Annotated in this window: 21 protein-coding genes; 11 read left to right on the top strand and 10 right to left on the bottom strand. The window is 65.8% G+C overall.

Going from position 1 to position 25,338, the window contains the following annotated elements:
- Positions 1-17: 17 nt before the first annotated feature.
- The 3 genes from JO391_RS02170 to JO391_RS21680 are packed head-to-tail and all read right to left on the bottom strand — an operon-like array spanning position 18 to position 3,402.
- Entirely contained in the window at positions 18-1,355 is a 1,338-nt protein-coding gene (locus JO391_RS02170) for a sensor histidine kinase (RefSeq protein WP_220662577.1), read from the bottom strand.
- A complete protein-coding gene (locus JO391_RS02165; RefSeq protein WP_220662576.1) occupies positions 1,352-2,053 on the bottom strand; it encodes a response regulator transcription factor in 702 nt (233 codons plus the stop codon). The genes JO391_RS02170 and JO391_RS02165 overlap by 4 nt, the downstream gene beginning before the upstream one ends.
- A 20-nt stretch (positions 2,054-2,073) precedes the next feature.
- Positions 2,074-3,402, bottom strand: a complete 1,329-nt coding sequence (locus tag JO391_RS21680) for a S1C family serine protease (protein WP_220662575.1) — start codon at positions 3,400-3,402, stop codon at positions 2,074-2,076.
- A 144-nt stretch (positions 3,403-3,546) separates the two neighbouring features.
- On the opposite strand from JO391_RS21680, the gene JO391_RS02155 reads away from it, so the two are divergent.
- Together JO391_RS02155 and JO391_RS02150 are read left to right on the top strand one after the other, a co-directional pair.
- The gene (locus tag JO391_RS02155; RefSeq protein ID WP_220662574.1) at positions 3,547-4,122 is read left to right on the top strand and encodes a hypothetical protein; all 576 of its coding nucleotides are present in this window, start codon (positions 3,547-3,549) and stop codon (positions 4,120-4,122) included.
- Positions 4,123-4,126: 4 nt separating this feature from the next.
- Positions 4,127-6,199: a caspase family protein gene (locus JO391_RS02150; protein ID WP_220662573.1), complete on the top strand. Its 2,073-nt coding sequence runs from the start codon at positions 4,127-4,129 to the stop codon at positions 6,197-6,199.
- Positions 6,200-6,310: 111 nt separating this feature from the next.
- Here JO391_RS02150 and JO391_RS02145 read toward each other — a convergent pair whose 3' ends face one another.
- The 3 genes from JO391_RS02145 to JO391_RS02135 are packed head-to-tail and all read right to left on the bottom strand — an operon-like array spanning position 6,311 to position 9,120.
- Complete coding sequence (locus JO391_RS02145) at positions 6,311-6,739, bottom strand: VOC family protein (RefSeq protein WP_220662572.1); 429 nt, start codon at positions 6,737-6,739, stop codon at positions 6,311-6,313.
- A gap of 43 nt (positions 6,740-6,782) precedes the next feature.
- Positions 6,783-8,150, bottom strand: a complete 1,368-nt coding sequence (locus JO391_RS02140) for a tetratricopeptide repeat protein (RefSeq protein ID WP_220662571.1) — start codon at positions 8,148-8,150, stop codon at positions 6,783-6,785.
- Positions 8,151-8,157: 7 nt separating this feature from the next.
- Positions 8,158-9,120, bottom strand: a complete 963-nt coding sequence (locus tag JO391_RS02135) for a hypothetical protein (protein ID WP_220662570.1) — start codon at positions 9,118-9,120, stop codon at positions 8,158-8,160.
- 174 nt (positions 9,121-9,294) lie between these two features.
- Here JO391_RS02135 and thyX point away from each other — a divergent pair, with 174 nt between their 5' ends.
- Positions 9,295-10,215 (top strand): FAD-dependent thymidylate synthase, encoded by a 921-nt coding sequence (gene thyX, locus JO391_RS02130; protein WP_220662569.1) that lies wholly within the window; start codon positions 9,295-9,297, stop codon positions 10,213-10,215.
- A gap of 68 nt (positions 10,216-10,283) precedes the next feature.
- Positions 10,284-11,264: a RelA/SpoT domain-containing protein gene (locus JO391_RS02125; RefSeq protein ID WP_220662568.1), complete on the top strand. Its 981-nt coding sequence runs from the start codon at positions 10,284-10,286 to the stop codon at positions 11,262-11,264.
- A 367-nt stretch (positions 11,265-11,631) separates the two neighbouring features.
- On the opposite strand, the gene JO391_RS02120 is transcribed toward JO391_RS02125, so the two are convergent.
- The 4 genes from JO391_RS02120 to JO391_RS02105 all read right to left on the bottom strand — a co-directional run bounded on the left by JO391_RS02120 (position 11,632) and on the right by JO391_RS02105 (position 17,867).
- Entirely contained in the window at positions 11,632-12,732 is a 1,101-nt protein-coding gene (locus JO391_RS02120) for a choloylglycine hydrolase family protein (RefSeq protein WP_220662567.1), read from the bottom strand.
- Between the two features lie 230 nt (positions 12,733-12,962).
- Positions 12,963-14,387, bottom strand: a complete 1,425-nt coding sequence (locus JO391_RS02115) for a pyridoxal phosphate-dependent decarboxylase family protein (protein WP_220662566.1) — start codon at positions 14,385-14,387, stop codon at positions 12,963-12,965.
- A gap of 101 nt (positions 14,388-14,488) precedes the next feature.
- Entirely contained in the window at positions 14,489-15,763 is a 1,275-nt protein-coding gene (gene rhaI, locus JO391_RS02110) for an L-rhamnose catabolism isomerase (RefSeq protein ID WP_220662565.1), read from the bottom strand.
- Between the two features lie 4 nt (positions 15,764-15,767).
- A complete protein-coding gene (locus JO391_RS02105; RefSeq protein WP_220662564.1) occupies positions 15,768-17,867 on the bottom strand; it encodes a bifunctional rhamnulose-1-phosphate aldolase/short-chain dehydrogenase in 2,100 nt (699 codons plus the stop codon).
- A gap of 162 nt (positions 17,868-18,029) precedes the next feature.
- Between JO391_RS02105 and JO391_RS02100 the strand changes: the two genes are divergently transcribed.
- The 7 genes from JO391_RS02100 to JO391_RS02070 are packed head-to-tail and all read left to right on the top strand — an operon-like array spanning position 18,030 to position 25,048.
- A complete protein-coding gene (locus JO391_RS02100) occupies positions 18,030-18,839 on the top strand; it encodes a DeoR/GlpR family DNA-binding transcription regulator (protein ID WP_220662563.1) in 810 nt (269 codons plus the stop codon).
- Positions 18,840-18,869: 30 nt separating this feature from the next.
- The gene (gene rhaS, locus JO391_RS02095; RefSeq protein ID WP_220662562.1) at positions 18,870-19,862 is read left to right on the top strand and encodes a rhamnose ABC transporter substrate-binding protein; all 993 of its coding nucleotides are present in this window, start codon (positions 18,870-18,872) and stop codon (positions 19,860-19,862) included.
- Positions 19,863-19,922: 60 nt separating this feature from the next.
- Entirely contained in the window at positions 19,923-21,419 is a 1,497-nt protein-coding gene (locus JO391_RS02090; RefSeq protein ID WP_220662561.1) for a sugar ABC transporter ATP-binding protein, read from the top strand.
- Positions 21,416-22,384, top strand: a complete 969-nt coding sequence (locus JO391_RS02085; protein ID WP_220662560.1) for an ABC transporter permease — start codon at positions 21,416-21,418, stop codon at positions 22,382-22,384. The genes JO391_RS02090 and JO391_RS02085 overlap by 4 nt, the downstream gene beginning before the upstream one ends.
- Positions 22,381-23,376, top strand: coding sequence for an ABC transporter permease (locus JO391_RS02080; RefSeq protein WP_220662559.1), 996 nt, complete (start codon positions 22,381-22,383; stop codon positions 23,374-23,376). The genes JO391_RS02085 and JO391_RS02080 overlap by 4 nt, the downstream gene beginning before the upstream one ends.
- On the top strand, positions 23,376-23,690 hold the full coding sequence (rhaM, locus tag JO391_RS02075) for an L-rhamnose mutarotase (RefSeq protein WP_220664409.1): 315 nt from the start codon (positions 23,376-23,378) through the stop codon (positions 23,688-23,690). Before JO391_RS02080 ends, rhaM begins: the two co-directional genes overlap by 1 nt.
- Positions 23,687-25,048: an FGGY-family carbohydrate kinase gene (locus tag JO391_RS02070; RefSeq protein ID WP_220662558.1), complete on the top strand. Its 1,362-nt coding sequence runs from the start codon at positions 23,687-23,689 to the stop codon at positions 25,046-25,048. The genes rhaM and JO391_RS02070 overlap by 4 nt, the downstream gene beginning before the upstream one ends.
- Positions 25,049-25,338: the final 290 nt, after the last annotated feature.

The following is a 25,338-nucleotide window of genomic DNA, read 5'->3' as shown; positions in this document are numbered from 1 at the left end:
CCGCAAGGCGCAAGGGGTCACGCCGCCAGCCGGGGCCAGGCGATCTGCACCGTCAGCCCGCGCTCCACCGGCGGCAGGGTCAGCCGCGCGCCGTGCCGCGCCGCGATGGCGCTCACCAGCGCCAGCCCCAGCCCGTGGCCGGGCTTCGCCTGGTCGCGCGTGCCCCGAACGAAGCGCTCGAAAGCCTCGCCCGCGATCTCGGGCGGCAGGCCCGGTCCGGTATCGGCCACCGACAGCACCGGCCGGTCCCCGCCTTCAGCCAGCGTCACCCGCAGGTCGTCGCCGGGCCGGGCGTATTTCAGTGCATTGTCCAGAAGGTTCGACAGCATCTGCGCAATCAGGCTGCGGTCCCCCAGCACCTGGATGCCCTCTGCCACTTCGGCGGCGGGCACCAGCCCCCGCTCCTCGGCCGCCGGTTGGTACAGGTCCCAGACTTCGGCCACCAGCGCCGAAAGGTCCACCGGCACCAGCCCGCCCGCGCCCTTGTCGGCCTCGGCCCGGCTGATGTCCAACAGCGCATCGAAGACCCGGATCGCCTGCCGCATCTCGGCCTTCAGCGCCCCCGTCACCTCGTCCTGCCCCCGAACCTCCTGCAACTTCTGCAGCATCCGGTTCAAGGGCGTGCGCAGCTCATGCGCGATGGTATCCGAAAGCCGGTGCGTCGCGCGGTTCAGCGTCTCGATCCGGTCCAGCATCGCATGGACATGCGCCTCCAGCTGCCCGAACTCATCATCGCTTTGCGGCCCCAGCAGTCGCGCCGCCAGGTCGCCAGCCGCCACCCGGTCCGCCAGGGCATTCACCCGCTGAATCCGCCCGATCACATGGCGCGCCGCAAGCCAGCCCACCCCGGCCCCCGCAGCCAGCATGACAAGCCCCAGCCCCAGAATACCGCGCCGCAGCGCCTTCAGCGTGCCATCCACCGGCCCCAGGCTGCGCGCCACCAGCAAAGGGAATCCCCCCGGCAGCTCCCGCGCCACCCCCAGCCAGCGTGTGCCGGAATCCTCGAACTCCACCGCCGGCTCCGCGGCAAAGCCCGCTCCCACGGGCGCAAGCCCCCCGGGCCATGCCTTGCGCGTGCCCGCCAGAACCTGCCCCTGCCGGTCCATCAGCAAAAGCATCTCGCCCCCGCCCGAGGTCTCGACCCTATAGTCGATGGCCTCGCGCAACGCGATGATGCGCCGCTGCTCATACAGTGCGGCCAGCCCGCCCAGATCGGCGGCCAGAAGCCGCTCGGTCTGCTCATGAAGCCGCATCGAAACCAGCCGGTACTGCGCGGCCATGCCCAGTAAAGACAACCCCGCCACAGTCAGCGCCACCAGCGCCGCAAGCCGAAATGTGGCCGACAGGCGGATCACCCCGCCGCGCTCGCAGTCGATACAATCGGCGAAAAGATATACCCCTCGCCCCGTGCGGTCTGGATCACATTCGCCCCCGCGTCCTCCAGCTTGCGCCGCAGCCGGCCGACATGAACGTCAACGACATTGGTGCCGGGGTCGAAATGCAGGTTCCAGACCTTCTCCAGAAGCTGCATCCGTGTCACCACATGGCCCGCGTTCTGTGCCAGAAAGACGATCAGGTCGAACTCGCGCGGGCTCACCGGGACATGCTCGCGCTTCACATGCACGGTGCGGGCCTTCAGCCGGATTTCAAGGTCGCCGAATGCCATAAGGTCATTGTCCAGCACCTGCATCGTCGCCCGGCGCAGCAGTGCCCGCAGCCGCGCGCGCAACTCTTCCGGCTCGAAGGGCTTGGGCAGATAGTCATCCGCCCCCTTCTCCAGTCCCTCCACCCGCTCCGCCGCACGGCCAAGCGCCGAAAGCACCAGGATCAGCGCATCCGACCCGGCCGCCTTCAGCCTTGCGATGGCGTCCACGCCATCGCCCCCCGGCAGCATCCGGTCCAGCACGATGACGCGATAGCCGCCACGCGCCGCCTCAGCCAGACCACTGTCCAGCGTGTCGCGGATCACCGGATCACAGGACAGGGCCCGCACTTCACCCGCCACGGCCAGGGCGGTGGCGACGTCGTCCTCGACAATCAGGATACGGTCCATTCTGTCCTCCGGCCCCGATGTCAGAACACCACCACGGCCGGGTCAAGCACATTCGCGCCACCCACAGCCCGCATCCCGTCGGCCCGGCCCCAGGGATCCACCAGCACGTGCCGCGTCGCCCCGCCAGGCCCCGCCACCAGCAAAAGGGTGGCCTTGGTGATCTCTGCCGTCTCCAGAGCACTGCCCGCCATTTCCTGCCCGTTCATCGCCAGGATACGGTCGCCCTTGGCCAGCCCCGCACGGGCGGCGGGCGAGTTTTGCGTGATCTCGTTCACCTGCCCCTCCTCGTCCAGCGTCACGCCAAGGCTCGCAAGCGTGTAGGAATCCACCTTCTTCACTTCGCCCAGGTCGCGCAGCGCACCGATGTCCTCGCCGATGGGGGCAAGTTCCATCACCACCAGCACGGCCGCCCCATCACGCCGGATCACCAGATCGGCACTCTCGGCCGCCTGAGCCGCCTCAAGCGCAAAGGGCAGATCACCCGGCGCGGCGATCGGCTTGCCATCCACCGCCAGAAGGATATCGCCCGCCTTCAGGCCCGACATCTCTGCCAGACCGCCCGCTTCCACCTCGTCCACCAAGAGCCCACCCGGCTCCACCCCCAAGGCGGCCGCAATCACCCGGTCCACCGCCCGCGCCCGCAGCCCCAGCTTCGGCAGGGGAGCCAGCGTCTCGTCCACCAGCCCGGTCACGATGCGGTCCAGATCCGCCGCCGTGATCGCATAGGCAATGCCCACAAAGGTGCGCGAGCCGTCGGCGATGCGGCTGTTCATGCCAACCAGTCCGCCCTCTGCATCCACCAGCGGCCCACCGGACGATCCGGGATTGACCGCCGCATCATGCTGCACCATGCGCAGGGGCGCGGTCGGGTCCACCTGACGCGCCAGCGCCGAAACCGTGCCATCCGTCACCGAAAGGTCCAGCCCCAAGGGCGCGCCAAGCGCCCAGACCGCCTGCCCAAGATGCGGCGCCGCGCCGGGCTCCAGCCCCGGACGGCCCGGCGCGACCGCAATCACCGCCACGTCGCGCAGTGCGTCCACCGCGATCACCCGGCCGATCTCCTCGCGCCCCTGCGCATCGGTCAGCCGCACCTCGGCCGCCTTGCCCACCACATGCGCGTTCGTCACCGCCACCGCCCCGTGCTCGCCCCACAGGAAGGCCGAGCCCAGGAACCGCGCACCGTCATCGGCCGCGCGCACGGTGAACACCGTGGCCAGCGCCCCGTCCAGCACGCCCGGCGCCGGCTCTGCCGCCCGCATCGGCACCAGCGACAGCAAAAGCACCAGCGCAGCCGCAGCGATCTCGACGGCATAGCCCCGGAACAGGCGGATATCCTTCTGACGCAGCACGATCTTCTCCCTTTCGTCAGGTCATGCCCCAAGGCTATGCCCCCGGCCCGAAAGGGTCACATGACAAAGACCGTCATGCGAAAACTTCGCGTTTACACAGGGCGCCCCCCCCGCCATCCTGCACCCGACCCGAAGGACAACCCCATGCTCCGCTCCGCCCTCCTTCTCGCCCTCCTCGCCAGCCCGGCCCTCGCCGGCCCGCTGCAAGAGGCCGACCTTTCCGCCCGGCTCTATGCCGAGGGGCTGGCGCTGCAGGACCCGGTCCTGCTTCTCGCCGCCGCCCGCCTGCGCAAGGCCGCGGGCTTCCCGCCCGGCGGCACCCTGCCCGTGGGCTGGCAGGTCATGCTGGACAGCGCCACCCAACTGGCCGCCGGCGACGAAACCCTCCTCGCCCTCATCGACGACACCGCCACCGAGGCCGCAAAGGGCGTCGCCACCGGCCCGGTCTACCGGCTCGACCGCATCGACCCCGGCTCCACCGACCGTTTCCCCCTGATCGAAGTCACGGCCGGCCAGCGCACCGAAGTCTATGTCGAACCCGAATCCGGCACCGACCTGAACCTTGTCGTCCGCGACGGCTCCGGCGCCGTGCTCTGCGCCGACACCGATCCCAGCCCCATCGCCTATTGCGCCTGGACCCAGGCCGAACCCGACAGCGTGGCCATCGAGGTCACCAATGCCGGCCCCGATTCAACACCTTATGCCCTCATGACGAATTGATCCCATGCTCCGCAGCCTCATTCTCTCCTCCGCCCTCGCCCTTTCCGCCCTGCCCGCCCTGGCGCGCGAGAACTACGCGCTCCTGATCGGCGCCAGCCAGTACCGGAACCTCGACGAACGCTACTGGCTGAAGGGCCCCGCAAATGACGTCGCGCTGGTGCAGACCTGGCTCACCACCGCCTCGCCCGTGCCCTTCCCGCCCGACCATGTCACCGTGCTGGCCGATGGCGTGGACGGCGCGGGCGAACCCACGCTCGACGCCATCCGCAAGGCCTTCGCCGACCTGGTGGCCGAAGTCTCGCCCGGTGATTTCGTCTACCTGCATTTCTCGGGCCACGGCACCCAGGCCCCGGCCCAGAACCCCGAGGCCGAACTCGACGGGCTGGACGAGCTGTTCCTCCCCATCGACATCGGCCCCTGGTCAGATGAGGTGGGCAGCGTCCAGAACGCCCTGATCGACGATGAGATCGGAGAATTGATAGATTCCATCCGCGCGAAGGGCGCCGACGTGTGGGCGGTGTTCGATTCCTGCCATTCCGGCACCGTCACCCGCGGCGCCCCCTCGGGCGACGAAGAGGTGCGCACCCGCCAGCTTCCGCCCGAGGCGCTTGGCCTCGACATGGTCGAAGCCCCCGCAACCCGCGGCCTGGAAGACCCGCGCGCCCAGCCCGAAGCCCCGGTGGATGCCGGCGAGGACAGCCCCGAACAGGGTCGCCTCGTCGCCTTCTTCGCCGCCCAGACCACCGAGGTCACGCCCGAAAAGAACCTGCCCAAGGGCAAGCCAGGCCGGATGCCACAGGGCGTCTTCACCTGGACCCTGTTCCAGGTCCTGTCCGAATATCCCCAGGCGACCTATCGCCAGATCGGGCAAGAGGTGCTGCGCAAATATGCCACCACCTCCATCGCCCGCACCACGCCCATGTTCGAAGGCGATCTCGATGCCGTGGCTTTCTCGGGCGATTCCGGCCCCCGCATCGCGCAATGGCCCGCCACGCTGCAAGACGGCAGCTTCGCCCTGCCCGCCGGCACGCTCCACGGCCTGAAGGAGGGCGAGCGCCTCGCCGTCCTCGCCTCCGCCGCCGACCCGACCGAAGCCGCGCTTGGCTACGCCGAAGTGCAGGCCGCCGACACCTTCACCGCAACCGCCGTGCCGGTCGCGGTGGATGGCAAGTCGCTCCCGCCCGAATTGCCCAAGGGCCTCGTCCTGCGCCGCGTCTCGGCCGAACTCGACTTTTCGCTCACCGTCGCCCTGCCCAAAGCAGGCACCGCCCCGGCAGACGAATTGCTCGCCGCCACCGACGCCCTGACCCAATCCGCCGGCCCCCGCATCACTTTCGTCCCTGCGGGGGAAGAGGCCGACCTGCGCCTGGCCGTCATCCCCGAAAGCCCGCGCCCCGATGCGATCTGGGTGCTGCCCGCCACGGGCCTCGCCGACGACCTGACTTCCACCCCATCGGTCGGCACCGCCGACAAGGACGGCGAAACCCTCGCCGCCACCCTGGCCGATACGCTCAACCACATGGCCAAGGCGCTGAATCTGTTGAAACTCGGCGAGGGGCTCGGCGGCGAGGGGCTCGACGTCGATGTGGCGATGCAGACCCGCACGCCCGAAGACCGCAAGCTCCGCCCGCTTTCCACCGATGCCGTGCCGCGCCTCGTGCCGGAAGACGAGGTGCATGTTCTGGCCACCAACCACATGGACATCCCCGTCGACATCAACGTCCTCTACATCGGCGCCGATTATTCCATCACGCACTGGGCAGCCGAACGCCTTCAACCCGGCGACACGCTGAAAAAGGGCCTGTTCAAGATCTCCGATTCCGTCCTCGGCCAGGAACGCATGGTTGTCGTGCTCTCCCCGGCCGCCCCGCAATCGCCGGTCGAGAACCTGGCCTTCCTCGCCCAGGATGCACTGGAGCTGACGCGCGGCACCGCCTCGAACCTCGATCTCGCCCTGCGCGAGGCCGGCTTCGGCGAAACCACGCGCGGCGCCATCGCACTGGACGATGGCGAAGAAGACGCAGGCCCCGCCCCGGTCATCCTGCAACTGGATGTCAGGACGGTTCCCGCCAACTGAACCTCGCTCACGCCCCGGCGCAGGCCGGGGCCTCGACTGGCCCGCACGGAACGGTTGGCGAACGCAGGCCGGGGCGGCCAAGGCCCCTGCCTGCTGCTGTGTCCAAGGGTCTCACCAATGCCCGGTATTCGGCATGGATTTCCAGGGTTCCGCCGGGGGCAAAGCCTCGCCCATCTGCAACAGTTCGATCGACACATTGTCGGGGCTGCGCACAAAGGCCATGCGCCCGTCGCGCGGCGGGCGGTTGATCGTCACGCCATTGGCCTGCAGATGGGCACAGACGTCGTAGATGTTCTCCACGTCATAGGCCAGGTGGCCGAAATGCCGGCTGTCGCTCGGCAGGCCAGCATCGCCGTCCCAGTTGTAGGTCAGTTCCACCGGGCACTCCGGCTGGCCTGGCGGTGCCATGAACACCAGCGTGAAGCGCCCGCCCTCATTGTCGTACCGCCGCGTCTCCTCCAGCCCCAGAAGCTTGTAGAAGGCGATGGATTTCTCAAGGTCCAGCACCCGGACCATGGTGTGCAGATAGCGGATCTTCATGGGTTTTCTCCTGTTCCGTTGCCGTTTCGGCCGCAAACCGGCACTAGAAGGCCGATTCATAACCGATGTTGATGCCAAGGCTGCGCGTGTCGAATAGCGCCGCGTTGGACCGTGTGCGCGCCGCCGTCAGGCTGACCGTGGGCACGAAGCCCAGATAGGTCAACTGGTTGAGGCCAAAGCTCACATCACCGATCTGTGTGCGATCCTGCCGCCCGCCATCGGCATAGTTCGAATTCGGATAGGTTCGGTAGCCCACTCCGATCGAGGCCGACAGCGTGATGTCGCCCGGCAGCGGGTCGGCGAATTCCCAGCCGATGCTGCCCAGATAACCCGTCCCCGCCAATTCGGGCGATTCCGAATAGACCTGCCGCCCGACGAAATCCACAGACAGGATGCCCGCCTCGCCGAAGGCCTGGTCAACCCCGATGGACCCGATGATCTGGTCGTTCGACTGCGTGTCCGAATCCAGCCTCCAGGTGCGCACGCCCATGATGTCGAACCCCAGCACCCGCCCCGGCGCAGTCCTATCCTCCATGCCGAAATTGGCCTGAACATAGTTCGACATGCTCGCCCCGCCATACCAGTTATGGCCGACCAAAGCGCCGAACTCGGCATAGCGCAGCGGCGCGAAGGCCAGCCGCCGGTGCGTCACGCCCAGCTCCACCGCGTCATAGGCGTAGTCAGACGCTTCCGCCGAAGGCGCCTGCAACTTGGAATCGGCCGAAAGCACCACCTGCCGCGTCAGCAGGCCCAGGCCGAACTCCGTGCGCGACCAGTCCGTCGCGGGCAGCCGATAGGTCACATCGGCCCCGAAGGCGATATCCAGGCCCGACAAGGCCTTCATGTCCTCGGGGATGGGCAGATCCTCGATCCCGATCAGGTCGAAGGTGCCGCGCGACGACCCGTTGTTGACGTTCGATGACGGCGCCACCGAAAGATCAAAGGCAAAGACCCAGGGGTTGCGCGCCCTCACATAGCGGAAATCCCGCTCGGCCAGCGCCTGCGCCTCTTCCGTGGGGGCAACCTGAACCGCCCGGCGCAGCCAGAACTGCGCCGCTGTGCGCCGCCCTTCCGCCGAAAGGACCTGCGCCCGTGTCACCGCCGCGCTGAACTTCTGCTCGTCCGTCTCGGCGACCGCCCAGGCCCGGCGCGCCATCTGCCGCGCCTCGTCCATCCGGCCCAGCATCCGCAGCGCCTGCGACTGCAGGACCAATGCCGTCACATCCTGCGGATCGCGCTGCAACAGGGCTTCAGTCAGCGCCAGCGCATCCTCGGCCTGCCCGGCGTTCAGCACCTCGGCCGCCAGCTGCCGCATCCCCGCCGGGTCCAGCACCACCGGCTTGGCCTCCGCCGCCCCGGCCAGCCCCAGCCAAAGCGCCGCCAGCCAGCCCGCCGCGGCCCGCCCGTTCATCCCCGGCTCACTCGCGGACGAGGATGAAACCGCCGGTCTCGCGCACCGTGGCGTCAAACCGCGGATCGTCGCTTTCCACCACGATCACACCCACAACCTTGCCGGCATTCGGGCCCGAAAGAACCGCGTAATACTTCCCGTCTTCCAGCTGGGTCAGGTTGCCCTCGTTGTCCACGACATAGCTGCTGATCCCGCCCGAAAGCTCGCCCGCCGCCGTCGTGACCCCCGGCCCCACCTTGAAGTTCATCACCGGCAGCGTCGTGGCCGAGGCCTCGTATTCCGTGTTCAGCGCCGCGATCACCGTATTGGTGATATCGCGGCCATCCGTATCCAGGATCCGCCGGTTATAGACCTGGCCCTGCACACCGTTGCCATCGTTGAAGTCGGCGAAGTCGATGGCGATGTTCATCGTGCCCGTGGCATATTCCAGCCCGCCCCGCCCGTCGAAATCGCGCAGCGCCGCGTAGTTGCCAACATAGGACGCCTGCCCCGTCGTCGGCAGTTCCACCCCGCCCGACCGGCTGTAGATCCACCCGCCATAGCCATAGGGCACATAGGACCCGGTCCGCACGATGGCAAAGCTCACGTCGCCGTCGGGATCGACGCCGTAGATCGCCTTGTGCTGGAACTGCTCGATCGGCTGGCCCGTCAGCGGATCGTTGAACACCGAAGCCGCCTCATACACCGCAAAGGGCCCCAGGCTCGGCACCGCCGTGTCGCGCGTATAGACATTGTCCCCGTCGAAGGCCAACCCGTCCACCGTGAAGGTGTCGGTCGTGGCGTCGTAGCTCATGCCCTCGGCAAAGCCGTTGCCGCTGTCGTCCACCTCTTCGGTCCGGGTGATCGGGGACGAGGCGGTGGGGTCCGTCGTGCCCGGCGGCAGCGGCTCTTCCTCCTCCACCGCCCAGGGATTCCCGTCACAGGCCGCCACCAGGGCCAGCACCGCCAGCGCCTTCGTCCAGTTCGGCATTCCGTCCCCCTGCGTCACCTGTCCCGGCTTTCCGCCGACTGTGATCTATCGCCCCCGGCCTGTCAAAGGCAATCCCCGGTTGACCTAACGTATGCTGCGGTTTGAGCCCGCGCCGTGACTAGATATAGTGGTCGCGCGACTCATTCCGCCCAACCCCACAGCCCGGAGGCAGCCATGGCCCTCACCCCCGACCAGATCGCCGAGGCCCAGGCCCTGCGCGCCACCCCGCGCCCCACGCTGCGCGCCGTGTCCGAGGGGATGGAGGCCCGCCTCTACACCCCCCATCCCGTGCTGGATCACGGCTTCATCCGCGTCATCGACTACATGGGCGACGATGCCGCCATCGTGCAGGCCGCCCGCGTCAGCTACGGCGCCGGCACGAAGAAGGTCTCCGACGATGCCGGCCTCATCCGCTATCTCATGCGCCACTGGCATTCGACGCCGTTCGAGATGTGCGAGGTCAAGTTCCACATCAAGCTCCCGGTCTTCGTCGCCCGCCAGTGGATCAGGCACCGCACCGCCAACGTGAACGAATATTCCGCCCGCTATTCGATCCTGGACCGGGAGTTCTACATCCCCGAACCCGGCCAACTCGCCGCGCAAAGCACCGTCAACAACCAGGGCCGCGGCGCCGTTCTGGAAGGTGCCGAAGCCGCCCGCGTGCTCGAGGTGCTGAAACGCGATGCCGCCACGGCCTATGACCACTACGAAGAGATGCTGAGCCAGGCCCAGCCTGACGGAACACCTCAGCAGGGCCTTGCCCGCGAATTGGCGCGGATGAACCTGCCGATGAACATCTATACGCAATGGTACTGGAAGTGCGACCTGCACAACCTCTTCCACTTCCTGCGCCTGCGCGCCGACGCCCACGCCCAATACGAAATCCGCATCTATGCCGAGGAAATGGCCCGCATGGTGGCCGACTGGGTCCCCTTGGCCTTCGCCGCCTTCGAGGATTACCGCATGGGCGGCGTCAACCTGAGCGCCAAGGCCGTGGCGGTGTTGAAACGGCGGCTGAACGGGGAGGTCGTGGGGCAGGAGGATTCCGGCATGAGCAAGGGCGAGTGGCGGGAGTTTGTGGAGGTTTGGGGGTAATGGCTATCGTTTGGAAGACATGCGATTATTCTCGCAGAGACATTGACCGCGCTGGTGACATTCTAAGGATGCCGTTCGATCTTGGGAGATTTGATGATTATATTGACGCATACCAGATTATGGATGCTTGGCGCGCCAGCCATGCTTTTCCCCTTAATACCATTCAGATGACACTTCGCCATAGAGCGAAAGCAGTTGACCCTCAATCAGAAATCGTACAGCGACTTAAGCGCGCGCCTTCAGTTATCGCAAAACTCGTACGCTATCAAGATATGCAACTTTCCAGGATGCAGGACCTTGGAGGCAGTCGAGCTATTGTCAATTCCGTCGATTCGGCACGGTTGATACGAGAGAAGTATCGAAAATCCCGTGATAGACATGATTTAGCGACGGAGAAAGACTACATCGAGACCCCGCAAGCCTCCGGCTACCGGGGAATACACTTGATTTATCGATACCAGAGTGATCGCGCCCATAACTATAACGGACACCGAATTGAAGTTCAGCTTAGAACTCGCGTTCAACATGCTTGGGCCACAGCAGTTGAGATTGCCGGGATCTATGTTCGCACACCACTGAAATCGAGCATTGGGCCAGCTGAATGGCTAGAGTATTTTAGGTATGTCAGCTCCGCCTTCTCTATATTTGAAGACACGCCTCGGCTGCATGCCGACCTATCCAAGCAACAGGTAGCCGAGCGCATTTTCGCGCTGGACAGAAAACTTGAGGCACGAAAGAAGCTACGAAATTTCAGCGCGGCGCACAACTACATCGCACAGAACAAGCGGAAGTCGGATAGCCATTTTATCCTCATTTTGGATCTCAAGCAGCAACGCACCAGTATAGAGTCTTTCAGTTCAATATCAAATGCTTCACTGCGATATGCAGAACTTGAGAAAACCCACATGAATGATGAATTGACGGATGTCGTGCTTGTGGCCGCGGAGAACGTCGAGAGCGTCACCGCCGCATACCCGAACTATTTCGCAGATACCCGCCAATTCCTTGAGCTAGTGGATCGGGTCGTTCCGGGAACGGGCAACGAGTAGCGAGCCGAAGCCATCCGTAGGGTGCGTGCTCGCACGCACCGTCCCCGCTCCCTCCCCCTCCCTTCGATCCGCAAACGGTGCGTGCAAGCACGCACCCTACCCTCGCACCGACAAGGCGGGTGTCCGGTGGACACCCGACCGACGCGGTTGGCCGTTTGGCCCCCAAATTGCCAAGGGGCCATCCAGTTTCCCTGAACGCCAAGCGCACGGGCGGTCTCGTGTCACCCGCCCACAACGCCCGAGGCAATGGCCTCGGGCTCGCCCGGCCCGCGCCATCCCAGGCGCTTCCCCTCCCCCCTGTGGGGAGGGGACAGGGGAGGGGGGACTTGGCAAGGGGGCCTTGAGAGGAGAAACCGGACGTGCCCCCCTACTTCGCGAACACTTCCGTCGCATCCACCGCCCCGTCGGGATAGGGCAGGTCCGTCACCAGAACGCCGCCCGCCTTGCCCGAGGCCAGCGCCTTGTCCAGGTCGATCGAGACAAAGCTCGTGCGGTGCGCATAGTCCGAAATCAGCAGGCGGTTGTTCGTCAGGTCCTTGATCGCCACCCACTGCGTGTAATCGGACACGACCTGGTCGCCGTCCTTGCTTTGGGCGATGCCCAGCGGGATGTCGACGGTGTTCAGGATGTGGTCCACCGCCTGAATCGCCTCGGCCCCGGTGGCGGGCGGGGTGATGTGGTGGCGCAGGAAGGCCGCGCGGATGAAGCGCGACGGCGGGGTATAGTCGCCCGGCAGGCCCATCATGCCGCCGCCCTGGCCAATCGCGGTGACATTGGCGGTGCCCAGCGTGATCTCTGGCACGCCCACCGTGCTCAGGCTCAGGTAGTTGCGGGCATTGGTCAGGTGCCAGTCATAGGTCGGCGCATTGGTCAGCACATGCGCCACGTTGTCGTGGATCTGCACTTCGCCGTTCACGAATTCCACCACGATCCCGTCGCCGGTACGGTCGGTGAAGACGACATGGATGTCCGGCGGCGTCGGCCCGCTCGGCAGCGAGGAATCGGCCCAGACCTTGATCTTGGGCAGCGCCTCGCGCAGTTCGGCCACGGTGGCATGGGTGCCCAGCGCCCAGGCGCCAAAGCCCAGGACCGAGACATATTCGGTGTCGTCCTTCGTCACCGTCTGGTATTCGGTAAAGCCCGGCAGGAAGTTCCCGCTCATGCCAAGGCCCGCGGTGTTCTGGCCCTCGATGATCGCCCCGCCCGGAAAGATCTCGGCGCTGATCCCCATGACGCCGTATGTCGTCTTCACCGTCTTGGCGGGCAGGCCGGTGTCGGGCGGCGCGGTCAGGGTCAGTTCGGTGCCGGCGGGCTGGCCGACCAGCGTCCACTTCATGTCGAAGGCCCATTCCATGGTGCGGCCCGCGATCATGGTCTTGTCGGCGGCCAGGATGTCCACGGCGGTGCAGGCCAGGCCCGCATGGGCGCCGGCCAGCAGGGCAACAGAGGCAAGCAGGGATTTCAGCATCGGACGGCTCCTCGTGACGGTTCAAGGGGGCGCGGAACGGGCCCACATCTCAGCCTTGGGTTGTGGCAGTCCGGGCAGGCCGGACATGGCCCGGATCATGGCATTGTCGTGGCAAGCTGTCGAATGATGTCGGGTCCGCGGCCTCGGACAAGTGTTAAGTCCAAGTTAAAGCGGAATCGCAAGTCATTGATTTCATTATGTCCGAGCAAGCGTCCGAGCTCGGACGCCCCTCACCCCGGCCGGGCCGCGGCCAGCCGCCGCAGGGTCTCGGCAATGTCGGCCTCGGTGGTCAGCGGGTTGATGGTGCACAGCCTCAGGGCGCTTTGCCCCTGCAGGCTGGTCGAGGTCACGCAGGCAAAGCCCGAGTCCGACACCGCCTTGGCCGCCGCCGCATGTTCCCCCGGCTTCGCCCCCCGGAAGGCAAAGCAGACGATCCCGATCTGGGCCGGCGTCACCACCTCCCAGGTCGCCGGATCGGCCCGAAGCAACCTCTCGGCCAGCTCCGCCGTCCGGATACCCGCGCGCACCGCCTCGCGGAACCGCTTCGCCCCATAGGTCCGAAGCGACATCCAGAGCTTCAAGGCCCGCGACCGCCGCGTCAGCTCCAGCGACCGGTTCCCGAAGTTCACCGCCCCCGTCGTGGCCTGCACATCCTTCAGATATTCCGGGTGCATCGCAAAGGCCCGCTCCAATGCCGCCGGCCGGGTCACGAGGCAGACCCCCACATCATACGGCTGGAACAGCCACTTGTGCGGGTCCAGTACCACGGAATCCGCCCGCTCCATCCCGGCGAGCGCCGCGCGCCCCTCGGGCACCAGCGCGGCGGGCCCGCCGTACGCGCCGTCCACATGGAACCACAGCCCCTCGTCGCGGCATAGGTCCGCGATCCCCTCCAGCGGATCGACCGCCCCGGTGTTGGTGGACCCGGCCGTCGCGATCACCAGCGCCGGCCGCCGCCCCGCCGCCTTGTCCGCCGCGATGGCCGCCCGCAGATCCGCCAAATCCATGCGCAGGCCAGCACCGGCCGGCAGGATGCGGATGTCCTCCTCGGCCCAGCCAAGCGCCCGAAGGTCACGCGGCAGCGAGGAATGGGTCTGGTCGGTCAGATAGGCCACGCCCGGCCCGTTTTCCGACCGCGCCACGGCAAAGGCCGTCAGATTGCCAAGCGACCCGCCCGAGACCAGCACGCCCTCGGTCTCGGGCGGCATCCCCAGAAGCTCGGCGATCCAGCGGCACACCGTCATCTCCACCGCAGCCGGTCCCGAGCCCCCGCCCCAGCTGGCGGCAATGGTGTTGAAGCCGGTGCCCATCCACTCGCCCAGAATTGCCGCGAACGAGGCAGGGCCCGGGACGCGGGCGAAGTAGCGGGGATGGTCGCCGTGCTGCTGGTGGCTCAGCGCGACTTCGGCCATCAGTTCCAGCGCGGCGTCGGGGTCGCCGGGCTCCTCGGGAAGGGGTCCGCCCAAGCGCGCCAGAAGCTCGGCCGGGCTGGCCTCCAGAATGGCATGTTCCTGGTTGCGCCGCATCGCCCGGTCGACCACCAGATCCACCACGCGGTATCCAAGGCGCCGCATCTCGTCGGCGGACAGGCCAAGCGTATCGGGCGGGACGCCGAAGGGATCCTCGACTTCGATTTTCGGATAAGATTCCAGCATGGTCCGCCCCCCATCGCGCTGCCGCTTGGTAGACCGGCCGCGGGGGACTGTCCACCGGGGGGGGGCGGGATCCGGTTTCCGAGGCGGAAACCGGTGGCAGTTCAGACGATGCCGCCGCCGCCCGCCACCGACCGGGGCCGCACAGCCGCGACCTTCGCGCGGTAGCCGGCCCGGCGATAGGCCGATACAGGATCAATGGCGCCGCCCTGTTCCAGCCGAGCCATCGCCAGGATCGGCTCCACATCGGTCCGGAAGGCGCGCTTCATCTCTTGCGTGGCGGCGATGGCGTCGTTCGCCTCTTGCGCTCCGGTCAGCGCCGCCCGGTCCACCAGCGAAGCCAGCGCATAGGCCCGCTGCACCTCCATCGCCGAAAGCATCAGGCTTTCGATCGGGTCGGTGACGTTGTGGCTTTGGTCCAGCATGTGCGCCGGGTCGAACCCCGGCTTACCCTCGGCCGCAACAAGCTCGTTGAACACGAGGAACAGCCGGTAAGGCGCGATCGACGCGGTGTCGAGGTCGTCGTCGCCATACTTGGAGTCGTTGAAGTGGAAGCCGCCAAGCTTGCCGAACTGGATCAGCCGCGCGACGATCTGTTCGATGTTGGTGTTGGGCGCGTGGTGGCCCAGGTCCACGAGGCAGAAGGCCTTGTCACCCAATTCCTTCGCAATCAGGTAGTTGGTGCCCCAGTCTTGCACCACCGTGGAATAGAAGGCGGGCTCGTACATCTTGTGTTCGGTGAAGAGCCGCCAGTCTGCGGGCAAGCGCGCATAGATCTGGCGCACAGCATCCAGATAGCGTTCGAACTGGCGCGTCAGGTCCTGCTGTCCGGGAAAATTGGTGCCATCCCCGATCCAGACGGTCAGCGCCTTCGAGCCGAGCGCCTGGCCGATCTCGATGCACTCCAGATTGTGCTCGACCGCTTGGGCGCGGGTTGCGGCATCGGTATGGGACAGGGAGCCGTACTTGTAGGACAGGGGCTGCTGCGGCTGGTCCTGGAAGGTGTTTGAGTTCATCGCGTCGAAGCCAAGGCCAAGCTCTTCGGCCTTTGCCCTCAGGTCTGCTGCGGGGGCCTTGTCCCAAGGGATATGCAGGCTGACCGCAGGTGTGGCGCGGGTCAGCGCGTGGATGACGCCGCAATCCTCCAGCTTGTCGAAGATGTGGCGCGGCTCGCCCTCGCCGGGGAAGCGGGCAAAGCGGGTGCCGCCGGTGCCCACACCCCAGCTGGGAACGGCCACCTTGTAGGCGGCGACCTTGGCCTTGATCGCGCCGATGTCGATGCCGCGACGGGCCAGATGCGCGCCAAGTGCCTCGTAATCGGCCTTCAGCGCGGGAAGGTGGGCCTCATTGTCCTGGGCGAGGATGTCTTGCGGGATCATGGGTTTACCTCGTGAACGCCTGGACGTTTCCGGCATCGACGTTCAGGATGTTCCCGGTCGATTTCGAGGACAGGTCCGAGGCGAAGAAATAGACCCCCTCGGCAATGTCCTCGGGGAAGACCGACCGCTTCAGCATGGACCGCTGGCGGTACATCTCTTCCAGGCCTTCCTTGTCGGTCTTGTAGGTCGAGGCGCGCTGGTCCAGCCATTCGCCCGACCAGATTTTCGACCCGCGCAGCACGGCATCTGGGTTCACCACGTTCACACGGATGCCCGCCTCGGCCCCTTCCAGCGCCAGGCAGCGGGCCAGATGGATTTCGGCTGCCTTGGCGGTGCAGTAGGCGCTGGCGTTCGGGCTGGCGGCGAGGCCGTTCTTCGACGCGACGAAGATCACGGACCCGCCCATCCCTTGCGCGCGCAACACCTTGAATGTCTCGCGGCTGACAAGGAAGTAGCCGGTGGACAGGATGTCCATGTTGCGGTTCCACAGTTCCAGCGTGGTCTGTTCGACCGGCGCCGACGAGGCGATGCCCGCATTCGACACCAGGATGTCGATCCCGCCGAATTCGGCTGCCGCATGGGCAAGCGCAGCGATGACCTCTTCCTCCTTGGTCACGTTCATCGAAACGGTGCGCACGACGTCGCGGCCATGCCGGCCCGACAGGTTTTGCGCGGTCCGGTCCAGCGCCTCGGCGTCGATATCGGCCAGCAGCACGCAGGCCCCCTCGCGCAGCATGCGGTCGGCCGTGGCCGAGCCGATGCCGCCCGCCCCGCCGGTAACCAGCGCAATGCGGCCGGCCAGCGACTTGGGCTTGGGCATCCGCTGCAGCTTTGCCTCTTCCAGCAGCCAGTATTCGATATCGAAGGCTTCCTGTTCCGGAAGGCCGCAGTATTCGCTGACCGTATCCGCGCCCCGCATCACGTTGATGGCGTTGACATAGAACTCGCCGGAGATGCGGGCGGTGGCCTTGTCCTTGGCGAAGGTGATCATGCCCACGCCCGGCACCAGATAGACCACCGCATTTGGGTCGCGCAGCGGCGGGCTGTCGGGGTGCTTGCAGCGGTCGTAGTAGGCGGCATAGCCATCGCGGTAGGCCTCGACCTCACCCTTCAGCGCGGCGAGCGTGGCATCCAGATCGGGGTTGCCCGGATCGAAGCCCACAACCAGCGGGCGGATCTTGGTGCGCAGGAAGTGGTCGGGGCACGAGGTACCAAGCGCGGCCAGCGGTTCCAGCTTGACCGAGTTCACGAAATCCAGAACCGCCGGCTGGTCGTCGAAATGGCCGACCATCGGGTGCAGGCCCGAGATCATGCCGCGGATCGCCGGCATCAGGCGCGCGGCAACCGCCCGACGCTGGTCCGCGGGAAGGGCGGCGTGTTTCGCGCCGCCGAAAACAGCCTTGCCCGCGGTTTCGGCAGCGAACCAGTCCATCGCCTTCTGGATGGTGGCCAGCGTCAGCTCGTAGCACGCCTTCGCATCGTCATCCCAGGTGAAGAGCCCATGGCTTTCCAGAACGACACCCTTGGCCTCGGGGTTTTCCACGCAGAACTTTTCCAGCCAGAGGCCAAGCTCGTAACCCGGCCGCTTCCACGGCAGCCAGCCGATCTCGTCACCGAAGATGCGCTGTGTCAGCTCGCGCGAGTTCTTCGAGGCCGCGATGGCGATGATCGCATCAGGATGCATGTGATCGACGTGGGCCCGCGGCACATAGGCGTGCAGCGGTGTGTCGATCGAGGCCGCGCGAGGGTTCAGGTTGAAGGTGCAGTGGGGCAGATACCCCACCATCTCGTCTTCCATGTGGACGCCCTTGTACACGCCCTTCAGTGCGCGCAGCTTATCCATGTAGAGCGTGGCGAAACCGTCCATCTTGATGGACCCGACATCCCCGCCCGATCCCTTGACCCAAAGCACCTCGACCGGCTGGCCGGTCAGCGGATCGGTTTCGGTCACCTTGGCCGACGTATTGCCCCCGCCGTAGTTGGTGATCCGCTTGTCCGAGCCGAGGAGATTCGAGCGATACAGGAGCTTCTCCGGCTCGCTCATCCCCTTGGCCCTGTTGTCATCCCAAAGGTTCTGAAGCCGGGGACCGGGTGCGGCAGTCATGGAATCCTCCCTCTCGTGTTGTGGCAAATGTGCCAAGCTTGGCCATCAAGTCAATCACAAACGATCATCTTCGATCATGCTGCACCGCAGAATTTCATCGCATGATCGAAACTGATTGACAGTGAGCGATTCTGCGGGAAAGTTTGTCGCAGGGAGGACGGGATGCACGAAAGCGAACGGCACAGGCTTATCTTGTCCGCGGTGCAGGAGCGCCCGGTCGCCACGGTGGGCGATCTGGTGACGCTGACCGGCGCCAGCGAGGCAACAATCCGCCGCGACATCGCCACCCTTCATGTTCAGAAAAAGCTGCGCCGAGTGCGTGGCGGGGCCGAAAGCATTGCGCCGCCGCAGTTCGTGGGCATCAACGCCCGCCCCTTCGCGGTGGAAGAGGGCATCCGCCTGGCCCAGAAGCGGGCCATTGCCAGGGCTGCCGTGGACCTGTGCGCCGATGGCGATGCCATCATCATCAACGGTGGCACCACGACCTTTCAGATGGTCCACCCGCTTTCGGCCAAGCGTTGCCAGGTCTTCACCAACAGCTTCCCGATTGCCGAGCACCTTCTGAAGCACTCGCGCAACACGGTGCTTCTACCTGGCGGCGCCATCTACCGCGAACAGAACATCATCCTTTCGCCCTTCACCGATGACGGCAGCCGCCATTTCTATGGCCGCCGGATGTTCATGGGCTGTCGGGGCCTCGGGCCGCTTGGCCTGATGGAGGGCGACCCCCTGCTGGTGCAGGCAGAACAGAAACTGATCGGGCAGGCGGACGAATTGATCGTGCTGGCCGACAGCTCGAAGTTCGGCCAGCGGTCGAGCCTTCTGCTCTGCCCGCTGAGCCGCATCCATACCGTCATCACCGACGATGGCATCACCGACCGCGACGCGCAGATGCTCGATGCGGCGGATGTGAGACTGATCGTGGCGCAGGTCGGCGCCATCGACAGGCAAACCCGCGCCGAACAAGGGTAAGGCGCAACCAACGCTCAGAGGGAGGAAACAATGAGCATCCTGAAGAAGGCCTTGACGACGGCGGCGCTGGCCACCGCCCTGATGTCCGGGGCGGCCTGGGCCGAGACGGTGAAGATCGCGCTGGTGCCCAAGGCTCTTGGCATCGGCTTCTTCGAGGCCGCCGCCAAGGGCGCGGAAGAAGCGGCCAAGGAACTGGGTGATGTGGAGATCATCTACACCGGCCCGACCGACACCACCGCCGAAGGCCAGATCGAGGTCATCAACGCCCTGATCGCCCAGGGCGTGAACGCCATCGCCATCTCGGCCAATGACCGCGACGCGCTGGTTCCCGCGCTGAAGAAGGCAATGGATCGCGGCATCACCGTCATCTCGTGGGATTCGGGCGTTGCGCCGGAAGGCCGGCAGATGCACCTGAACCCGTCGTCCAACCCGCTGATCGGCAACATGATCATCAAGCTGGCCGCCGACAACCTGCCCGAAGGCGGCGAGGTTGCCGTGCTTTCGGCCAGCGCCACCGCCACGAACCAGAACATCTGGATCGAAGAGATGAACAAGGTCATGGGCAACTACCCCGGCATCACCGTGGTGGGCACCGTCTACGGCGACGATCTGGCCGACAAGTCGTATCGGGAAGCCCAGGGCCTGATGCAGACCTACCCGAACCTGAAGGCCATCATCGCGCCGACCTCTGTGGGCATCGTGGCAGCTGCCCAGGCCGTGACCGATGCGGGCAAGGTCGGGCAGATCAACGTGACCGGGCTTGGCCTGCCGTCGGAAATGGCGGGCCATGTGAAATCGGGCGCATCCAAGTCCTTCGCGATCTGGAACCCGATCGACCTGGGCTATTCCGCCACGATGATCGCCTACGCGCTTGCCACCGGCAAGGCGACCGCTGCGCCTGATGCAGAAATCCCGATGGGCCGCATGGGTGCTGTCAAGCTTGATGCCAACAACGAAGGCGCGATGGCCGATCCCTTCGTCTACGACGCCTCGAACATCGACCAGTTCTCGTCGATCTTCTGATCGGCCTTGCCCGGGCGGTCGCTCCCCTGCCCGGGCCCCTTTCCTTCCTAGGTTGTCCCGATGCACCCCGTCCTGTCGCTGCGCGGCATTTCCAAGTCATTCCCGGGCGTCAAGGCGCTGTCCGGCGTTCAGCTTGACCTGTATCCCGGTCAGGTGACGGCCCTCGTGGGCGAAAACGGCGCAGGCAAATCCACCATCGTGAAGGTGCTGACCGGCATCTACCAGCCTGATGAGGGCACGATCTCTGTCAACGGCGCCGAGACGCGGTTTCCCACGGCAGAAGCCGCAGCCGCAGCCGGCGTGACGGCGATCCACCAGGAAACCGTGCTGTTCGACGAATTGACCGTGGCCGAGAACATATGGCTTGGCCATGCACCGCGCGGCCGCTTCGGCCTGATCGACTGGAAGGCGATGCGCGAGGACGCGCGGAAGCTCCTGACTTCGATCGGCGCTGACCTCGACCCCGACCTGAAGCTCCGCGATCTTGGTATCGCGTCGAAGCATCTGGTCGCCATCGCACGGGCACTGTCCATCGACGCCAGGGTGGTGATCATGGACGAACCCACGGCCGCCCTGTCGCACAAGGAAATCCACGAGTTGTACGAGCTGGTGGACAAGCTGAAATCCCAAGGCAAGGCGATCCTCTTCATCAGCCACAAGTTCGACGAGATCTTCCGTATCGCCGACCGATACACCGTGTTCCGCGATGGTGCCTTCGTCGGCGAGGGCCTTGTTTCCGAAGTAACGGAATCCGAACTCGTGCGCCTGATGGTGGGCCGGTCGGTAGACCAGATCTTTCCCGCCCGTGTCCACAACATCGGCGCCGAGGTGCTTACCGTCGCCGACTACAGCCACCCCACCGAGTTCGCGGACATAGGCTTCACCCTGCGCCAGGGCGAGATTCTGGGCTTCTACGGCCTGGTCGGTGCGGGCCGGTCCGAGGTGATGCAGGCGCTGTTCGGCATGACCCGACCCTCGAAGGGCGCGATGAAGCTGGATGGTCAGGTCCGCATCGTGCGGTCGGCCGACGAGGCGATTGCCGCAGGCATCGTCTACGTGCCCGAAGACCGAGGCCGGCAGGGTGCCGTCAAGGGCCTGCCGATCTTCCAGAACGTCACGCTGCCCTCGCTTCCCGCGACGTCGCGCAACGGCTTTCTGCGCCTGGCCGAAGAGTTTCGCCTGACCCGACATTATACGCAGCGGCTGGACCTGCGCGCCGCCGCGCTGGACCAGGACGTAGGGCTGTTGTCGGGCGGCAACCAGCAGAAGGTGGTGATCGCGAAATGGCTGGCCACGAAACCCCGTGTCATCATCCTGGACGAACCCACCAAGGGTATAGACATCGGATCGAAGGCAGCGGTGCATGAATTCATGGCCGAACTCGCGGCAGAGGGGCTGGCGGTGATCATGGTGTCTTCCGAGATCCCCGAGGTATTGGGCATGTCAGACCGCGTCATCGTCATGCGTGAAGGCCGGATCGTGGCAGAGTGTTCAGGCGACGCGATGACGCCCGAGAACCTGGTGCGTGCCGCCGCAGGGCTGGAGGCCGCGGCATGAGCCTTCTGAAGAACCGCGAGGCGCTCCTGGCGCTGGCCATCCTTGTTCTCTTGGGACTTGTCACCACGCGCTTTGCGGGTTTCGTGGCACCGTCCAACCTGGCGCTGGTGTTCAACGACACCGCGCCGCTCATGATCCTGGCCATCGGTCAGATGATCGTGATCCTGACGAAGTGCATCGACCTGTCGGTCGCGGCCAACCTTGCGCTGACCGGCATGGTTTCGGCCCTTCTGAACGGCATGGGCGTGCCCCTTGTGATCATCCTGCCGGCAGCCATCCTTCTGGGTGCGGCGCTTGGCGCCGTGAACGGAATTCTGGTCTGGAAGGTCGGCATCCCCTCGATCGTCGTGACCTTGGGAACCATGACGATCTTTCGCGGCATCATCTTCCTCATCACCAACGGCAAGTGGGTGAACGCGCACGAGATGACCGACGGGTTCAAGGCGCTGCCCCGCGCCATTGTGCTGGGGCTCCCGGTGATGAGCTGGATCGCCGTCGCCGTGATCCTGCTCGCGACGCTGGCGCTTGGCCGCACGGCCCTCGGCCGGGCTTTCTATGCCGTGGGCGGCAACCCCCATGCTGCCGTTTACACCGGCATCGACGTGGGCCGGACCCAGGCCGCGGCCTTCGTGATATCGGGGGCGCTTGCGGGACTGACAGGCTATCTCTGGGTCGCGCGATATGCGGTGGCCTATGTCGACATCGCAGGCGGGTTCGAACTGGACGTGGTCGCCGCCTGCGTGATCGGCGGGGTGTCCATCGCCGGCGGCGCGGGCAGCGTGGCGGGGGCGGTCCTTGGAGCAATCTTCCTTGGCGTGATCAAGAACGCCCTGCCGGTGGTGGATATCTCGCCCTTCTGGCAGATGGCGATCTCTGGCTCTGCCATCATCCTGGCCGTAGCCTTCAATGCCCTGCAAAGCCGCCCAAGGGGCCGCATCATCCTGAAATCGGCAGAAGCAAGATGAGCATCCTCACGCCCCGCGTCATCCCCGACCGGCTGCAATCGCCCTTCGCCCGCGCAGCGAAAAGCTGGGAGGCGCTGCTTCTGGCGGTGTTCATCGCCGTCTTCGTGGTGAACTCGTTCGCCTCTCCCTATTTCCTGAATGCCTGGAACCTGTCGGACGCGACCTTCAACTTCACCGAAAAGGCGATGATCGCCTTTGCCATGGCGATGCTCATCATCGCGGGCGAGATCGACCTGTCGGTCGCCTCGATCATCGCGCTGGCCTCCACCGCCATGGGTCTTGCCATGACGGCCGGCGCCGGAACGCCGCTACTTGTGCTGGTGGGCATTGGCACGGGGCTCGTCTGTGGCGCCTTCAACGCCTGGCTCGTGGCCGGTCTTGGCCTGCCCTCGATCGTCGTCACCATCGGCACGATGAGCCTGTTTCGCGGCATCAGCTTCATCGTGCTCGGCGACCAGGCCTTCACCGGCTATCCCGAGAGCTTCGCCTGGTTCGGGCAGGGCTATGTATTCTGGGTGTTCAGCTTCGAATTCGTACTGTTCCTGGTGCTGGCGCTGGCCTACGGCATTCTTCTGCATCGCACCTCTTTCGGACGCCGCGTCTATGCCATCGGCAACAACGCCACCGCCGCGGCGTTCTCGGGCATCCGGGTGGCGCGGGTGAAAGCCAGCCTGTTCCTGCTGACCGGCCTCATGTCCGGCATTGCCGCCGTCTGCTTGACCTCGCGCCTAGGCTCCACCCGCCCCTCCATAGCGACGGGCATGGAACTCGAGGTCGTGACGATGGTGGTCCTGGGTGGCGTCAGCATACTGGGCGGGTCGGGCAGCATACCGGGCGTTGTGCTTGCGGCCTTCATCATGGGCCTTGTCACCTTCGGCTTTGGCCTCCTGAACGTGCCGGGCATCGTCATGTCGATCTTCATCGGCATCTTGCTGATCGCGGTCATCGCCCTGCCCCGCCTGTTCTCCCGCCGCGGTCCCGCGAGGAAATGATGGAAAAACACGCCTTCACCATGCGCCTGAACCCCGGAATGGAGGACGAATACCGCCGCCGGCACGATGAGATCTGGCCCGAACTGGTAGAACTGCTGAAAGAGGCGGGCGTCAGCGACTATTCCATCCACCTCGACCGCGCGACCGGCACGCTGTTCGGCGTTCTGTGGCGGCGTGACGATCATGGCATGGACGACCTGCCGAAGCACCCGGTGATGCAACGCTGGTGGGCGCATATGGCCGACATCATGCAGACACACCCCGACAACGAACCTGTGGCGGTGCCGCTGGTCACCGTGTTTCACATGCCATGAGACATGTCGCCGTCCTCGACCTTGGCAAGACCAACGCCAAGGTGGCCCTGGTCGATCTGCAGACCCTGACCGAAAGGCGCGTCGTCACTCGCCCGAACCGTGCGCTGTCTGGCCCGCCCTGGCCACATTTCGATACCGAGGGGCTGTGGGGCTTCTTCCTGGACGGTCTTGCGCAGATGCAGGCCAGCGATGGCATTGACGCCATCTCGATCACCACGCACGGGGCCTGCGCTGCACTTCTTGACCGGCGAGGCCAACTTGCCGCACCCGTTCTGGACTATGAATGCACCGGCCCTGACGACCTGGCGTCAGAGTATGACGCGCTGCGCCCCGATTTCGCGGAAACCGGCTCGGCCCGGCTGCCGATGGGCCTGAACATCGGCGCTCAGCTGCATTGGCAACTGCGTCAGGACCCGGATCTTCTGGCGCGCATCGCCCATGTCGTGACCTGGCCGCAATACTGGGGCCACCGGCTGACCGGCGAGTTGGCCTCTGACGTGACCTCACTCGGCTGCCACACCGATCTGTGGAACCCGTGGAAGGGTGGCTTCTCCTCACTGGTTGCCCGTCTGGGGCTTGAAGACCGCATGGCCACGCCACGCCGCCCGACCGAGATGCTGGGCACCGTCCTGCCGGACATTGCCGCAGCCACGGGCCTGCGCCCCGGTACGCCCGTCGCCGTCGGGATCCACGATTCCAACGCCTCGCTCCTGCCGCATCTCCTTTCGGTCCCGGCCCCCTTCTCGGTGGTCTCCACCGGCACCTGGGTCGTCTCGATGGCCGTGGGCGGTGCCTCCACGCCGCTCGATCCCACCCGCGATACCCTGGTCAACGTGAACGCCCTTGGTGACCCGGTTCCCTCGGCCCGCTTCATGGGCGGGCGCGAGCATGAGATCGTCATGGCCGGCCAGGCTGTCACGGCGACCGAGGCGGATGCAGCCCGCGTCCTCGACCGTGGCCTACTGCTTTTTCCTTCTGTGCAGCCAGGCAGCGGCCCCTTCCCCCGCCAAGAGGCACGCTGGTCAAGCGAGGCCCGAACCCCCGGCGAAACCGTCGTGGCGCTTGGCCACTACCTCGCGCTGATGACGGCCGAATGCCTTCGGATGATCGGCGCTGCGGGGCCCGTGATTCTGGAGGGGCCGCTTGCGCGCAACGCCTGGTACTGCGCCATGCTGGCCGCGGCGAGCGGTCGCCCCGTGCACCGATCGGGCTCTTCCACCGGCACGGCTCTTGGTGCCGCCCTGCTGCTCCAGCCTGACTTCCACCGGATCGAGGCGTTGCCGGCTCCCCATCCTCAGCCGGACGCCAGGCTCGCGGACCTTGGCCGACGTTGGAGAGATGCCCTGCGGGGCGCCTAGGCAGGGCTTGCCCCGCGCGGCATAGAATCGCCCAAGCCAATTCTCTGCCCGCATTGGTTGAGCCAGCAACAAGCAGGTCCAGCCATCCCGACATCGGCAACTCTTTCGCGCTTGCAGCATTGTCAGGGCCAAAATCTTGGGCAACTTCCTGCCGGATTGCCTGACGAAGACGTTTTTTCGATCAAAAGCAGTTGAACCTCGCTTGCGGGCCGGTTTGACATTCCTCTATATGCGCGCCTGAGCGGAGTGTGCTCTAACTGGAAAAATCCTTAGGTTTCCTTCCCCTATGA

Origin of the sequence: Neotabrizicola shimadae (assembly GCF_019623905.1) — a bacterium.
GTDB classification, from domain to species: Bacteria; Pseudomonadota; Alphaproteobacteria; order Rhodobacterales; family Rhodobacteraceae; genus Neotabrizicola; species Neotabrizicola shimadae.
This window is presented reverse-complemented; position numbering and strand designations above follow the sequence as displayed.

Coding starts and splice junctions, on each gene's coding strand:
- JO391_RS02165 (WP_220662576.1), bottom strand. CDS start 2,053: ATGGACCGTATCCTGATTGTCGAGGACGACGTCGCCACCGCCCTGGCC.
- JO391_RS02155 (WP_220662574.1), top strand. CDS start 3,547: ATGCTCCGCTCCGCCCTCCTTCTCGCCCTCCTCGCCAGCCCGGCCCTC.
- JO391_RS02150 (WP_220662573.1), top strand. CDS start 4,127: ATGCTCCGCAGCCTCATTCTCTCCTCCGCCCTCGCCCTTTCCGCCCTG.
- JO391_RS02145 (WP_220662572.1), bottom strand. CDS start 6,739: ATGAAGATCCGCTATCTGCACACCATGGTCCGGGTGCTGGACCTTGAG.
- JO391_RS02140 (WP_220662571.1), bottom strand. CDS start 8,150: ATGAACGGGCGGGCCGCGGCGGGCTGGCTGGCGGCGCTTTGGCTGGGG.
- JO391_RS02135 (WP_220662570.1), bottom strand. CDS start 9,120: ATGCCGAACTGGACGAAGGCGCTGGCGGTGCTGGCCCTGGTGGCGGCC.
- thyX (WP_220662569.1), top strand. CDS start 9,295: ATGGCCCTCACCCCCGACCAGATCGCCGAGGCCCAGGCCCTGCGCGCC.
- JO391_RS02125 (WP_220662568.1), top strand. CDS start 10,284: ATGCCGTTCGATCTTGGGAGATTTGATGATTATATTGACGCATACCAG.
- JO391_RS02120 (WP_220662567.1), bottom strand. CDS start 12,732: ATGCTGAAATCCCTGCTTGCCTCTGTTGCCCTGCTGGCCGGCGCCCAT.
- JO391_RS02115 (WP_220662566.1), bottom strand. CDS start 14,387: ATGCTGGAATCTTATCCGAAAATCGAAGTCGAGGATCCCTTCGGCGTC.
- rhaI (WP_220662565.1), bottom strand. CDS start 15,763: ATGATCCCGCAAGACATCCTCGCCCAGGACAATGAGGCCCACCTTCCC.
- JO391_RS02105 (WP_220662564.1), bottom strand. CDS start 17,867: ATGACTGCCGCACCCGGTCCCCGGCTTCAGAACCTTTGGGATGACAAC.
- JO391_RS02100 (WP_220662563.1), top strand. CDS start 18,030: ATGCACGAAAGCGAACGGCACAGGCTTATCTTGTCCGCGGTGCAGGAG.
- rhaS (WP_220662562.1), top strand. CDS start 18,870: ATGAGCATCCTGAAGAAGGCCTTGACGACGGCGGCGCTGGCCACCGCC.
- JO391_RS02090 (WP_220662561.1), top strand. CDS start 19,923: ATGCACCCCGTCCTGTCGCTGCGCGGCATTTCCAAGTCATTCCCGGGC.
- JO391_RS02085 (WP_220662560.1), top strand. CDS start 21,416: ATGAGCCTTCTGAAGAACCGCGAGGCGCTCCTGGCGCTGGCCATCCTT.
- JO391_RS02080 (WP_220662559.1), top strand. CDS start 22,381: ATGAGCATCCTCACGCCCCGCGTCATCCCCGACCGGCTGCAATCGCCC.
- rhaM (WP_220664409.1), top strand. CDS start 23,376: ATGGAAAAACACGCCTTCACCATGCGCCTGAACCCCGGAATGGAGGAC.
- JO391_RS02070 (WP_220662558.1), top strand. CDS start 23,687: ATGAGACATGTCGCCGTCCTCGACCTTGGCAAGACCAACGCCAAGGTG.